9 protein-coding genes and 1 CRISPR repeat array are annotated in these 14,155 nt (G+C 44.2%); of the genes, 1 reads left to right on the forward strand and 8 read right to left on the reverse strand.

The window, feature by feature from the left end; translation table 11 throughout:
- Positions 1–7 precede the first annotated feature (7 nt).
- Positions 8–1,307: a CRISPR direct-repeat array (repeat unit 33 nt; unit sequence ATTTCAATCCACTTTCTCCATGCGGAGAAAGAC).
- Positions 1,308–1,500: 193 nt separating this feature from the next.
- The 7 genes from cas2 to cas3 are packed head-to-tail and all read right to left on the reverse strand — an operon-like array spanning position 1,501 to position 9,546.
- Entirely contained in the window at positions 1,501–1,791 is a 291-nt protein-coding gene (gene cas2 / locus ACMN7X_RS07135; protein ID WP_418746781.1) for a CRISPR-associated endonuclease Cas2, read from the reverse strand.
- Positions 1,792–1,847: 56 nt separating this feature from the next.
- Positions 1,848–2,879: a type I-C CRISPR-associated endonuclease Cas1c gene (gene cas1c / locus ACMN7X_RS07140; protein WP_418746782.1), complete on the reverse strand. Its 1,032-nt coding sequence runs from the start codon at positions 2,877–2,879 to the stop codon at positions 1,848–1,850.
- A 31-nt stretch (positions 2,880–2,910) separates the two neighbouring features.
- Positions 2,911–3,573, reverse strand: coding sequence for a CRISPR-associated protein Cas4 (gene cas4 / locus ACMN7X_RS07145; RefSeq protein WP_418746896.1), 663 nt, complete (start codon positions 3,571–3,573; stop codon positions 2,911–2,913).
- The gene (gene cas7c, locus ACMN7X_RS07150) at positions 3,563–4,420 is read right to left on the reverse strand and encodes a type I-C CRISPR-associated protein Cas7/Csd2 (RefSeq protein ID WP_418746783.1); all 858 of its coding nucleotides are present in this window, start codon (positions 4,418–4,420) and stop codon (positions 3,563–3,565) included. The genes cas4 and cas7c overlap by 11 nt, the downstream gene beginning before the upstream one ends.
- Complete coding sequence (gene cas8c, locus ACMN7X_RS07155; RefSeq protein ID WP_418746784.1) at positions 4,417–6,405, reverse strand: type I-C CRISPR-associated protein Cas8c/Csd1; 1,989 nt, start codon at positions 6,403–6,405, stop codon at positions 4,417–4,419. Before cas8c ends, cas7c begins: the two co-directional genes overlap by 4 nt.
- Positions 6,402–7,139 carry a type I-C CRISPR-associated protein Cas5c gene (gene cas5c, locus ACMN7X_RS07160; RefSeq protein ID WP_418746785.1) on the reverse strand — a complete coding sequence of 246 codons (738 nt, stop codon included), beginning with the start codon at positions 7,137–7,139 and terminating at the stop codon, positions 6,402–6,404. Before cas5c ends, cas8c begins: the two co-directional genes overlap by 4 nt.
- A 19-nt stretch (positions 7,140–7,158) precedes the next feature.
- On the reverse strand, positions 7,159–9,546 hold the full coding sequence (gene cas3, locus ACMN7X_RS07165; RefSeq protein ID WP_418746786.1) for a CRISPR-associated helicase Cas3': 2,388 nt from the start codon (positions 9,544–9,546) through the stop codon (positions 7,159–7,161).
- Between the two features lie 239 nt (positions 9,547–9,785).
- Here cas3 and ACMN7X_RS07170 point away from each other — a divergent pair, with 239 nt between their 5' ends.
- Positions 9,786–11,474, forward strand: coding sequence for a M3 family oligoendopeptidase (locus ACMN7X_RS07170; RefSeq protein WP_418746787.1), 1,689 nt, complete (start codon positions 9,786–9,788; stop codon positions 11,472–11,474).
- A gap of 477 nt (positions 11,475–11,951) precedes the next feature.
- On the opposite strand, the gene ACMN7X_RS07175 is transcribed toward ACMN7X_RS07170, so the two are convergent.
- Entirely contained in the window at positions 11,952–14,057 is a 2,106-nt protein-coding gene (locus ACMN7X_RS07175; RefSeq protein ID WP_418746788.1) for an RHS repeat domain-containing protein, read from the reverse strand.
- Positions 14,058–14,155 lie beyond the last annotated feature (98 nt).

A 14,155-nucleotide genomic window follows, 5' to 3' on the forward strand; every position in this document is an offset into this window, starting at 1 on the left:
ATGGAACATCTCAATCCACTTCCTCCATGCGGAGAAAGACCAAATGACCGGAGTACAACCGATGACAATTAATATTTCAATCCACTTTCTCCATGCGGAGAAAGACAATATGCGGTCAACGTCTATTTTACCGCTAAAAAATTTCAATCCACTTTCTCCATGCGGAGAAAGACGCTTACCATTACCATGTTTTTAGACGCCATCAACATTTCAATCCACTTTCTCCATGCGGAGAAAGACTTTCGTCCTGCCATTCACCCACCCAGAAGAAATCATTTCAATCCACTTTCTCCATGCGGAGAAAGACTGAATCCCTGCATCATACCCATGTTGGTGTTGTTATTTCAATCCACTTTCTCCATGCGGAGAAAGACATCTACCCTGTCCATCATGCTGGTGACATTGTTATTTCAATCCACTTTCTCCATGCGGAGAAAGACGGGGAATGGTGGCAGACCACCAAAGTATAGGAGCATTTCAATCCACTTTCTCCATGCGGAGAAAGACTTCTTGCATCGCGAATCTCCTTATGCCATTTCAATTTCAATCCACTTTCTCCATGCGGAGAAAGACTAACCCCTCCTTTAAACCGATGCTGGATTAAATATTTCAATCCACTTTCTCCATGCGGAGAAAGACTCCCGATTCTGCAATATCCGCCGCCGGAAATGGTCATTTCAATCCACTTTCTCCATGCGGAGAAAGACCTCCTTTCTTTTTTATGCTATCCCCATGTAATCATTTCAATCCACTTTCTCCATGCGGAGAAAGACAGAACGGGGAAAATGAAATAGCCGTTACTTTAGCATTTCAATCCACTTTCTCCATGCGGAGAAAGACTCGACGATCTGGCCACATGGCCGGACTATATACATTTCAATCCACTTTCTCCATGCGGAGAAAGACATAATCTTTTTGTTGGCTGCGTGGCTAAATGTTTATTTCAATCCACTTTCTCCATGCGGAGAAAGACATTTTAACTAGTTTCCCCGGGGTGCGGGTACGTATTTCAATCCACTTTCTCCATGCGGAGAAAGACTTTAGCCAAAAAGCTCGACACAATGGACAAGCTTATTTCAATCCACTTTCTCCATGCGGAGAAAGACCCTGAAAACATTGAATTATTGGAAGATGGTGATTATTTCAATCCACTTTCTCCATGCGGAGAAAGACGCATGACCGGTGCCAACACAAACCGGCCTGATTTATTTCAATCCACTTTCTCCATGCGGAGAAAGACATAGGCCGGAGAACAGGCTGCCGCCGGATGAATCATTTCAATCCACTTTCTCCATGCGGAGAAAGACGGCAAAAATCACCTATATATCATATCCACAGCCGCCAAGTTTTGTGACATATTACCACTAAAAGTTTCATACTCAACCAATACTGACCAATTTAATAATTATATATCCGATTTTTGCACACAATCACATAATTTTCAGGTGCGAATCTCATGACAAATTTGTGAGTACACGACATTCGCACCCAGATATTGCATTAAAATATAAGCGTTTCCGTCACATCAAACCCAGGCTTTGCACCAATATGCTCCACCTTATTTTTGTAATTATCCCCCAAATAATAAAATCGAAGACTGTCCTTATCTTTATCGATAATACCTTCTAAAATTGCTTTTACCTGCCGACATTTTGCCGCATCCATATTACATTCAAACACAGAATTCTGAACCCGCTGTCCATAATTAACACATTGCTTTGCAACTTTACGCAGCCGACTGCGCCCAATAGCCGTTTCTGTATTCACATCATATGTGATCAATACAAGCAAAACCATCCCCCCTATAAGTTATTAATCATTCAAATAGATCTACTCCGCCAATTATCCTATTTCCAGAAAAACGGTGGATACTCATCCAAATCCTCCCGCAAATATCTTGCCAACAGCATTGCCTGTACATAAGGAACCATACCCCACTCCATTTTTTCTCCCAAAAAGGGATGCGTAATCATTTCCTGCTTTTTAGTTTGCCATGCTGCCAGAAATATTTTGCGCATTTCATCTTTCATGATGACAACTCCGTTTTCTTTTCTAAAAAATCCCTGTTTGTTAACCACTTTTTTATTTATTAAAGTGAGCACAAAACGATCTGCCATCACGCCCCGGAATTCTTCGACCATATCAAGCGCCAAAGACTTTCGACCAGGCTTGTCGGTATGAAAAAAACCCACATAAGGATCAAGGCCAACTGCTTCCAGCGCACCCGCACACATAGATGTCAGCAATGTATACGCAAAAGAAAGCATCGCATTCACCTCATCCACCGGCGGCCTTCTGTTTCTTCCTTTAAATTGAAAATCATCCTTCTGTTGCAAAATCATATCGTCAAAACATGAAAAATAAACGGAAGCCGCTTCTCCTTCAATTCCACGTAAAGTTGCAGAATCACCGCATTTTCTGATTTTTTGAAGTGACTCTGCCAAAAAAGCAGATTTTCTTTTCAATTTTTCTGTATCCAACCGCAAAGGATAATCTCTGGCAGCCCGCTCCAGAATCCAACGGCAATTATATACCTTTCCCGAAATACAGTTTCTTGCAATTTTAATCCTTTCAATGGAATTCTCGCTCCGGCGATATTGTTCCTTGCGAAGTGTCACATTTCCATAAAACTCACCTGTTACCCTGGCAACAAATCGACCATTTCCACTCATAAATGTCAGTCCGATATTCCGTTGTGCACAGGCCCCCATCAGCGCTGGACTCGCACCGGTATAACCAAAGGTTACAATTCCCTCCAGATTGTGCAAAGGAATCCTTCCAACTTCCTGACTTTTCTCCAAAATCACCACATTTTCGCCATCCAGAGAAAGATAGCGATCAGGTGTCGTCACATAAAGCGTATTCAGCAGCCTTTTCAACTTTTATCCCCCAATTCAAAAAAACAGTACATCAGGTATTCTCCTCCATATGTGCCTCCACGTATTTCCGGACAGATTTTTCCTTTCCCAATACCGGCAGACAAATATCCCTCAAAGAGCATGCATTGCAGCTTTTGCTCCACTTCACCTTCGGTGTATATTTTCTGGAAAAATACCTATGCATCTCCAAAAGCATGGATTTGACCTCCTCACGTGCCGCTTCTGTCAACTCCACCTTTTCCCTGTGACGTGTTTTTCCATAAAAAAGATATCCATATGGAATTTCACAGCACAGCATTTCCTCCAGACACATTGCCTGGGCCGCCAGCTGCAAAATATCAACATGATTCTGTTTCGGCGTTCCCCGCTTGTATTCAACCGGAACAACCTGATATTTCCCATCATATCCCCACAGAGAAATGCCGTTCCCGCAGTGATAAAATTCCACAACATCACATTCACCGCTGATTCCCAGCTCTCTGGAACTGACAGGCATCGCACGAGAAATGATCAATTCTCCTCTCTTTTCCCTGCTAGTTACATCATGCGCCTTTTCATGAAGCAGCCTTCCTTCCACGGTCCGCACATTCTCTGCCCACTGCAGCTCTATATACGCCAATGCCCATTGCCGTCTGCAAAAGGCAAAATGCTGTATTCCGGACAACTGGAGATATTCCTCTTCTTCATACAAAATCATACACCTCCGGCTCTACACAGCCTGGATTTTCGTATCTGACTTCATAATCCGCAAAAGAGGCCGGTTTGTCTGTCTTCGGCTCCACCTTTATGCTTCGATGCACCTTTGCAGAAGAAACCGCCGGCATCTTTTCTTCGTGCTGCCACCAATAAAGCCGGCACACCTCCATGCTGCCCTCCGGTCTTGCGGAAGAAGCATCATTTTCAAACAGAGTTTTCAGTGCCTCTTTCAACAATTCCGCATCCTCCTGTGTAAATCCTGTTTTCTCCGCCAGTTGAACATTAACACTACCCTTCAGGACATAAAGCCCAAAACCAATTCTATGTTTGGTTCCCATGGTATCCGATGCTTTTCCTTCTTTTCCGGATTCACTGTTGACACTTTTGGTAATCTGCATGCTGATAATGTCCACCGGCTGCACACTCACTGCCTGATGAACGGAAACAGGGCCACGCACGCCGATAGATACTTCAACACCTTTAAACGCAAACACCTGCCCAAAGCTGCGCACATCAAGCCACTCCTCGCAGGCAATTTGTGCACATTTGTCTCTGTCCGCTCCCTTTTTCTTCTTGATTTCTTCCCTTAAGAGAGCGCAACCGTCTGCCCTGTCCTTCAAACTGCTAAAACCATCATCTGCTCTGTCATCGGATTGCACAAAAATTTTCTGTCCCATATCCTGCCATCGGTTTCTTATTTTTCTTTTAATGCAGACATCTGAGATTTCTCCATACCCATCAAAGTTCTCTCTTGGGCGATTTCCGTTTAATGGATCCCCATTAGGGTTTGCATTAGTTGCCGACACCAGCGCCACAAAATCAATCTTCCCTCTCAATTCACTCATCTCTCGTTTTCCTCCTTTTTGTTTTCCTTCAATGCCAGCGCCTGATTATGGTATCCCAACAGATACAGCCCGCTTAACGGCACATCATTTTCATAATCTTCCACTGTAAACCGGTCGTAGATTTCATTCATCAGATTCTGATAGAAAAGCCGTTCCGACACGCTTAACCGCACAAGATAAGGCTCCAGTTTTTCCTCGATCACCTTCCATGTTCGAAACGGGTGCTGGGAAAAAGCACACATATACCGCTTCGCATTTGTCTGCCTTCCATCTTCCTTATCATAGGTACGATACTCAATCCGATCCGCCAAAGCCAGCAGACGACCATATAAATAATCTCTTTTTGTACACGTTACATCCAAAGCCATCGTCCAATCCCCTTTCTTCTTTGCAAGATATTGCTGTCTGACCAGAGAACAGGCCAGCGTCAAAATCCGTTCCCATAAAAACCGGCTGTCAAAAGACATTGGTGAAGATGCCCTCTGAACTGCCAATCGCACCATATCCTCCGGTACTTCTCTTCCTTCCAGAATACAGGGCATCCATCGTTTCGCCACATCCTTGTAGCGTTCTTCCTTCCCCTTTAACGAAAAATAGCCATTCTGCTCTGTTCCGTATAGAAGTTCAGCCGCATCTCTGATGCCTACCATCCCTTCAAAGGTATAGCGACCTTTTTCCTTTTTGCTTTTCTGGTGAATCCAGTTGCACCGCTCATGCCAGCTTTGAATTGCCTTCAAATATCTCGACGAGGCATAATTCTTAAATTCCATCATGGCAAGTCTTCCTGTAGTCGCAGCATCAAATGCCATAATCACTGTTTTGGATGACTGATCCAGATTCCTCCGATACCCACGCAAAGCCTGTCGAAACCGCGCTGCACCCGCTTCTCCTGTCACAGACACTTTCCGGACATCCCCCAGGCCGTCAAGATCAACCTCATTATCCAGATTGACTTCCGCATCCAGATCAATCTCATTATCCCGCTCGTCTTTAACACTCCAGCCCATTTCTTCCGCCTTTTCACAAATTTCATCCGATCCGGTTTGCCAGTCCGGTATCGCTTTCAGGCTTGATTCCCAGGTTACAAAGCACATAGAGCCATAATTACATCCCTGTTTTCTGATAATCCACTTCAGCGCATTATGCGCCTTCTGGGAATCCTCATAACCGATTGCAAACGCTTCCTCCTTGTTGATAAAACGCCCGCGAAACGTATAATTTGATTCATCATTAGAAGAGATCAGCTTTGCCCCGTCCCCTTCATTACGGATTTTTTTCGGCTGTAAAAAAGATATCTGCGCCATTTCTCCGGTCAGATAGGATAACCCTTTTTTATCCTGCCGGGAACGGCAATACTCAATATAGCTTTTCTGTAACGTCCTGTCCTTCCAGCACTCCGGCAAATACTTTCCATCCTCATCCGCCAACATGTCCCTATCCGGCAGTTCCCCGTTCTCTATCCGGAAACGCACAAACGCCTCCGTCTGTGAAACAATCTGAATTTTTATCTTATCCGATATTCTCCCGCTCTCATCGGCTTTCAGCACTCCGGCTTTACATAGATCCGATATCAGGGAATTTTTCTGCAAATAACTTAAAATTGCCCTGACTTTTTTATGACTATAGGGAGAATCTGCCCAACTTTCCAACTGCTCCATATATAATGAATGGTTTTTTGAACAGTCCTTTTTCGTCACATAGTCTGCATAGTCTCCAGCCAGATATTTGAGATTATCGCAGAGCGGATGTGGCTCAACACCTGCCGTCCGGCTGGCAGATTTTTCCGTAACAGGAATAATCGTAAGCTTATCTCCATCCGACACGGTCTCTGCACGCAGAAAATTCCCGCCTTCATCAATCGTCACCGAAATCTGGGCTGCAACCGTTGTATGATAAAGAGGCAGCAAAGGTTTATCATCCTCCAGAATACCTGCTATCGCCTGATTTTTTTCATATAAATCACTCAACTCCGCAATCCAATTCATCCGATATCACCTTCTCCCTCAAACTCCCGAAGTCCTCTGAACTTTTTATCCGGAAATTCTTTCATATCCATCTCATGAATGTGCCTCTTCTCCGTACATTCCTCTGGCCGCAAAAACACGATATAACCGTTTTTCATCACCGGACGCCAGAAACGCACTGTCATCTTTCCTTTGTCTTCTTCCAGAACCGCTTCGTCCGCATATGTAATCCCATGATACATAAAACCAAACGCAAGCTCTCCCGGTGCACGGTCATAATAGCCTTCTCCTTCGTCAAAACCACAGGGCTCCACATAACCCTGACATTCCCGGGTTCCCAGAAAGATATCCCTTCTTCCCCCACGCTCTATCATCCGCTTCGCAATATTGTGATGCTTATTTTCATTTCTGTCCTGTGCAAGCTCCGGCCGGTTTTCATTCCACTCAAAATGTGCGCGTACCCGATAGCATACATCCTTCAAATATGTATAATAGGACAAATCATTTCCTCCATTATATGCAATCGGGCGTATCGCCTTTGTCTCCGTCTGAATCGGATTCATCACGCGAATCTCATCAATGATCCAAATTAAGGTCGGTTTCCAATAAATGCTCTGTAATATTCCTTTTACCGCTTCATAAGTAGGTATCTGATAAGAGAATTTTTCTCCGCCCACTCTGGTAATTGGATCCGAAAAAAGCGCATAATCACCGCTAACCTGAAACTCTACCGTATTTCTGTATTTCGTCTGCAATAATCTCTTTTCCTCCTTTTCATATATTCAAAAATGGCATTTCCCCAGGCTCCTCCTGCACCCCGGTATTCTTATCATAATATCTGTCGTTCAACTTCATCACTCTGTTTTCCTCTATTCCATATACTGCGCCGCTTCCAATTCTACGCAGCCATTCATCAGAAATATTAACGGTATAGCGCTGCAGCTTCCTTAAAATCTTTCTTTTCTGATCCGGATCAGTTTCTCTTTGCAGTTCATTGACCAGGCAATCCGACACCCCATAGGAAACCACCACATCCGTTCCGCCTGTTTCCTCTATCACAGTAAACGCTTCACCGGCACTTTTAAATGCCTGTTTTATCACCGGAAATTTCCGTTCCCCCGCCAGAATCCTGTTGGATGACAAAAGCTCTACCAGATCCGTCTGCACCCCATCCACATTTACACGATAACACATCTCATTTTGCCGGGCGTAAAAGTAAAAACGATAATAGGTCCGAATCGCTTCTTCTGAATCCAGGCGATGCCCGAATTCTCTCGGATTGTTCCGGTAGGTATATAAAAAACTCATCATCGCATCCTGTGCCTTTTTGATATCCGGAATTGATATCACATTTTCAACATCATTTGACATTTTTATCAGAAAAACATGACCGGGTTCCAAAGAAGCGCCATTCCGGTTACAACGTCCCGCTGCCTGAATAAGATTATCCAGCCCCGCCAGCGAACGGATCACACATTTAAAAGAAAAATCAACTCCTGCCTCCACCAGCTGAGTACTGATGCAGATCACCTTTTCCCCACCGGCAAGCGTTTCCCGGATTTCCTCCAGTACATCGTTCCGATGCTGCGCACACATTAACGTACTCAGGTGAAAGAGCCTTCCTTCCACACTTCCGGACAACTGTTTATATACCTTTTGAGCGCTGGATTTTGTATTTAAAATCAAAAGTACCTGCCCATACTGCTGCGCCTTTTCCCGCACAAACTCCGCTGCCTGTTCCACTGAAAATCCACTCTCACACTCCTCTGTGCAATCATGATATTCCACCCGCCGAAACGCCTCTTCAAAAACGGAAAGCTCTTCTGTCATTTTTTGAGCTGGCAACATTCTGTTTTTTTGTATCTCAGAAAACAACGGCTGTGTTGCCGTACACAACACTATTGTTGTATTGCATATCCTAGTCAGAAAATTGGCTGCCAAATTAAACACCCCAACGGTCTTTATCGGCAGTGCCTGCGCTTCATCCACAATGATCACACTGTCACACAAACTATGGAAGCGGCGCACACTGCTTCTTTTTTCCTTAAATAATGTATTCAGAAACTGAACTGCCGTGGTAACGATTACCGGCACCTCATCCCAGTTTTCAGTCAGCCGTTCATACCTCCAAAGCCTTTCCTCATCCTCCTGTACCACATCGCTGTGGTGCTCTAAAACCATTTCAGGCATATCCAGCGCCTTCCTGATCTCATCCGCATTTTGCTCCAATATACTTTTAAACGGTGCAATGTAAAAAATATGCCTTTTGTGATGCTGCCTCGCGCAATATAGAGCAAACCGCAGACTACTCAGCGTTTTTCCAGCTCCTGTTGGCACTGCCAACTGATATAAACCATAATCCGAAAAAGCAGCTTCCCTGCACTGCTTTGAAATTCTGTCTCTGTAAAAATCGAGCTTTCCTTTTTTTGTATATCCCGCAATTCTTTTTTCCAGACTGCTGATCCCCTTTTTCCAAACCGTTTGAATCTCTTCATCGCTCATACCGACCGTTGTCACCCGGTTCGCCATGAAGTCCGCAGTATCTCTCCAGTCTGCATCCATCAGGCATGAAAACAGCATCCTCTCACACATACCCACATAAAAATTGGGATCTCCAAATACGCGTTTCTTATTTTCATCCATAGACAGCTCCAACAACTTGCGAGTCAGTTCATTGATATCCCTCTTAGCCGCCCTGCAGCACCCCCGCATATCCTCCTCCGGAAACTGGCACTGTGCAATATCCCTCGCACTTTCAATCCCTTCGCGGTGATATTTCTGCTTCCGACGCTGAATAAGCGAACTGCCGTCTGCCATTGAGATGCAGTCTGCCAAGCCATGATGCATATAGATCACATTCTGCATCATTTCCGAAAATCTTGTGTCCGGCTCATACTGATCAATAACAAGTCCTCCCAATGTAGAATGATCTTCTTTTTCTCTGCTTCCTTTTTCCTGATGAATGGAAGCTTGAAAATATTCCTGCCAGCTTTCCGTATTCTTTCCGTCATCATGATGAAAACCTATCAGCCGGGCCGCTTTTTTTAACAAAGGTATGTGACAATACTCTTCGGACAAGGCCGCCACATTTCTTCCATGCTCCTGATTAGTCTGATAGGTGTTGTCTTCAGGCCGATAATGTGAATAATATATCTTTTGCATTCATTCCTCTTTTCTAATGCATTAATGATTTCAGTTTTATCAATAAATCTGTCTGTTCCTTGTTACAAGAGTATCATGATTAGTAAAACATGTCAATTTTACTATCATTTTTATCAGAATTTTATTCAAATCGTCTAAAATAGTCTAATCATAGATATTCATTTTCATATTAGCCACACTTGAGCAATCCGCAAAACGATGATATAATTCGGTTACATTAAGAAAGAGGATGATAAAATATGAAAGTTTCAGAACTGCCATACAAACGAGTTACATTGGAAGATGCAGCTTCCACTATGCAGGATATTATCTCCCGCATAAAAAATGCTGAAAGTGTTGACGAGATACTCAGCGCCCGTGAGGATTATCTTAAATTCAACACCGAATATAGCACAGCAAACGAGCTTTCCTATATGCGCTATTCGATCAACACCGCGGATGAATTTTATGTGGCGGAAAAAGATTATTATGACGAGATAGGCCCTCAGGTGAAAAGCTATTTTGTGGAATATTCATCTGCTTTGCTGGATTCACCTTTCCGCAAAGAGCTTGAGGAAAAGCTCTCTCCGGTGCTGTTTAAGTCTATGGAGGTACGGCGCAAATCCATGTCCAAAGAGATTGTTGAGGATATGATCGAAGAGAACAAGCTTGTAAGCGAATATTCAAAGCTTATGGCAGGCATGGAATTTGAATTCCGTGGAGAAAAAATGCCCCGGGCCATGCTTACCGGTTTCTTTAAAAGCGATGACCGGGAAACACGCCGCGAGGCTTATGAAGTGCTGGGCCGGGGGCTTGAACAACATAAGGCAGAGCTGGACCGGATATATGACGAGCTGGTCCATATCCGCGATCGAATGGCCAAAAAGATGGGTTATAAAAATTTTGTAGAGCTTGGCTACTACAGAATGGGCCGACTTTGCTATGATGAAAGCTCCGTTGCCACATTTCGTGAAAATATCCTCAGGGATATCACTCCCGTCGTTGCAAGACTTCGGACAGAAAATGCAAAGCGCATGGGTATCGATCAATTTATGCTGTATGATAACGATGTGATCACTCCCGGCGGCGACCCGGTACCCGGCGGCGGGAAAGAGAATATTTTTGCCGCCGCAAGGGTTATGTACCACAGCCTGGGCGAAGAAACCGGAAAGTTTATTGACATGATGCTGGAAAATGATGCCTTTGATGTCGATTCCCGAAAAAACAAATGGGGCGGCGGTTACTGCACGGAATTCCCAAAATACAGGCAGCCGTTCATCCTTGCGAATTTCAATGGCACAGCGGGGGATGTCGACGTGATCACCCATGAAGGCGGTCACGCCCTTAACTCTTACCTCATTGCCGATAACCGCTTTGCGCTGGAACTTAACTGCGGCGGAATGGAGACTGCTGAGACGCACTCCATGTCCATGGAATTTTTCGCATGGCCTTATATGGAACACTTCTTCGGCGAAAACGCCGAAAAATATAAATACATGCACGCGCTGGATTCCCTGTCATTTTTACCTTACGGCACAATCGTTGACGCGTTCCAGCATATTGTTTATGAAAACCCCGATATGACTCCCGATGAGCGCAATGAGGCGTGGCTTGAATTAGAGCATAAGTTCCGCCCTCATATTTCTATGGAAGGTATGCCATATCTCAAAAAAGGAACCCGCTGGCAGTACCAGATGCATATTTACGAATCTCCGTTTTACTACATCGATTATGTACTGGCTCAGACTGCCGCATTTAATTTTCTCCTCGCATCAAGGGAAAATTATGACGACGCTTTTGCACGCTATATCCGTCTGAGCCGCCAGGGCGGAGAAAAGGTGTGGACCGACCTCCTTGAAGAGGCCGGCTTTACATCACCCTTTGAACCCGGCGCGCTGAAAACTCTTGCCGAAAAGGTTGAAGCTTTGTTAAATGAAATAAAGAGGTAACCTCACGATAAGCAGCTTTCTGCAATATAAACCGGAACAGGGCTGTCGCACTAGCTAAAAATACTTAGCTGGGCGACAGCCTTGTTTGCTTCACTTGATTTTCTTTGCATTTATTCTAATATTTTCCAATAACCAGTCTTTTTATTCCCTAAATCGGGATTGTCACAATCCACTATTCTAAAAAATAAAGGAACAGATAAGGTTTTATGTATACCCCACCTGTTCCCTTATTGAAATTAAAAGGCTTCTTTAATGATATTTATTTAAAAAATTTTGAACGCAAAAAGAGAACTAAGAAAAAAATCGCCGCGACTGCATAGGATATCTTAAACATCTCTCCTTCACTCCACGGAATCTTTAGCCATCGAAGGAATTTCTCGTACATTCCTGATCCCAGAATCTCATACAACAAGCCATTTATCATCACAATAACTGCTGCCAAAAAAGAAATTATCTCAATTACCGAAAACACCTTCTCTATAATATTCTCCACTTTAAACGATACCTCCTTTTCGTTGCTCGCGCTATCACATCCTTACAAAGGAATGACCATAATACATTCGCCCAATTATAAGCAACAAATGCATATGGAACAATTTTTCCTCCGGAAGATTTCAAGGTTCCACGAATACTTATCTCCTTATCAAGCATCTTTCCAGCCGAAATATTTCGTACATGTCGTACTCCTATACCTATTCCCTTTGTAATAGGTGTAATGCCAATGACTTTTGCCCTATTATCATAAATAGCTTCTACAACATTAGTTGCTATTTTTTTCGTATCCAATCCTTCTGCCCTACTTTTTCTTGCCTGCAAAACAGACACCTCAGTTGCTCGAGCGGCAATAGAGGCCGTGGCCGTTATAGCCGCCACTCCGGCAACGGACCCTGCGCCAAAAGTTGCTACCGTTACAGCCGTTACAGCCACAACAGCCGCCGCTACGGCAACAACCGCAACCGCTTTTTTCACCCACTCCGGCCAATCTCCATATCCGTCAAACATATTGACCGGATTGTTCCAGCAGTAAACATATAAATTATACTGCACAGAATTTTCATGGTCTCTCACAAAAGGCTCCAAAACATCCGCACTAATAAACCGACACAGCTCCGGACTGTAATAACGGCTGAGTACATAGTAGAGCTTTGTCTCATTATCGTAGTAATATCCACGATAGCGGATTGGGTTATCCTGTCCAAGGGTTGAGGCCATGCTTCCAAAAACACTTCGGATATTGCCCCAGACATCATAGGAATACTCCACCACCCATGTTCCGGCGGTATCAATCAGTCCAATGACATCCCCCTGAAGGTTTTTCACATAGTAGTATTCAACATCATTATACAGGATAGAGACCGGATTGCCAACACTGTCATAGGAAAATCTCATATCCAGGCTGCCCGCCTTTTCACGGATTAGGATGTTTCCGCTATAGAAATAGGTATGTTTTACAGCGCCGACAGTCTTTGATACTCTCTGTCCATTATGGTTATAGGTGTAAGTTGCTGCTGTGCCGTCAGCCTTCGTCACTCCGCTGAGCCGGCGTCCTTTTGTCCATGTGAAGGCCGTACCATCATAGGATAAAAGATTACCTGCCCCATCATAGGTCAAAGTCTTTCCACCGCAGGTCAGCATCTGGTCCTTCCATGCCGTATCATATGTGAACGTCCTCTGGCTCAGCGCTTCGGTCGCCGGTTCGGCCGCCGTTGTATAACTATAGACTTTCTCCGAAGTCATATTGCCTCCGGCGTCGTAACTATAAATCGTCGTATGCCCGGTATCATCGTCATTCACACGGATAAGCTGCCCGATGGCGTCATATTCAAAGGTCTGCGTTGTCCATGGTGTCTGTATCTGACGGATATTTCCATCATCATGATACAGATAGGAGGTGGAACGGCCATTGTTGCTCACACTCTGAATCATCGCCGAGGACGACCCGTTGGCTCCGTCCCGATAGCCATAGGTGACTGTAAACTGATTGTCTGTATTGAGCCGTTTAGTAATGACCCGTCCCAGGGCATCGTATTCGGATGTCAGAGTCTTACCGCCCATAGTAGTTGTTTTTGTTTCATTATAGTCTGCATCGTACTCATAAGACATCTGTTTCGAAACCTGGTCATAGGTTGCACGCACGGTTTTAAGCGCGTCGTTTTCATCATACCCATACTGGACAGATGCTCCGGTTGAATTCTCCACTCGGGCCAACTGATTGGAAATACTATAAAAATAATGCTGCTTTTCATTATTTACTTTATCAGTTACCCCCGCCAAATTGCCGTCATGGTCATACAGATATTCATATTCTGTCACTGCGGCGCCATCGCTCTTAACAGATTTTTCCCGGACAACACGGTCATATTGATCATATTCATAGCTTGTCCCCGTGTTATTGCCCAGAATGGATTTTTCCAGTTGGGTTCCATTCATTTTGAAGGTGTTTGTCACCAATGTCCGGCTTCCGGCTTGAGCCTGAGTCAGGTTTCCAAAGGAATCATAGCCGAATGTGTAATTCATTCCATTATGACCGATGGTTTTCAGTCGGTCGTTTTCATAGGCAGTTTCCAGAAAAGAGAAGTACATAGATATGGGGGATTTTAAAAACAATAACGTTTACAGCTATTTGAAAATAAAAAATCTGCACCACATAGGATGCAGAACAAGGAAATCGTATAATTGAA

Origin of the sequence: Frisingicoccus sp., from assembly GCF_048388605.1 — a bacterium.
GTDB lineage: Bacteria > Bacillota > Clostridia > Lachnospirales > Lachnospiraceae > Frisingicoccus.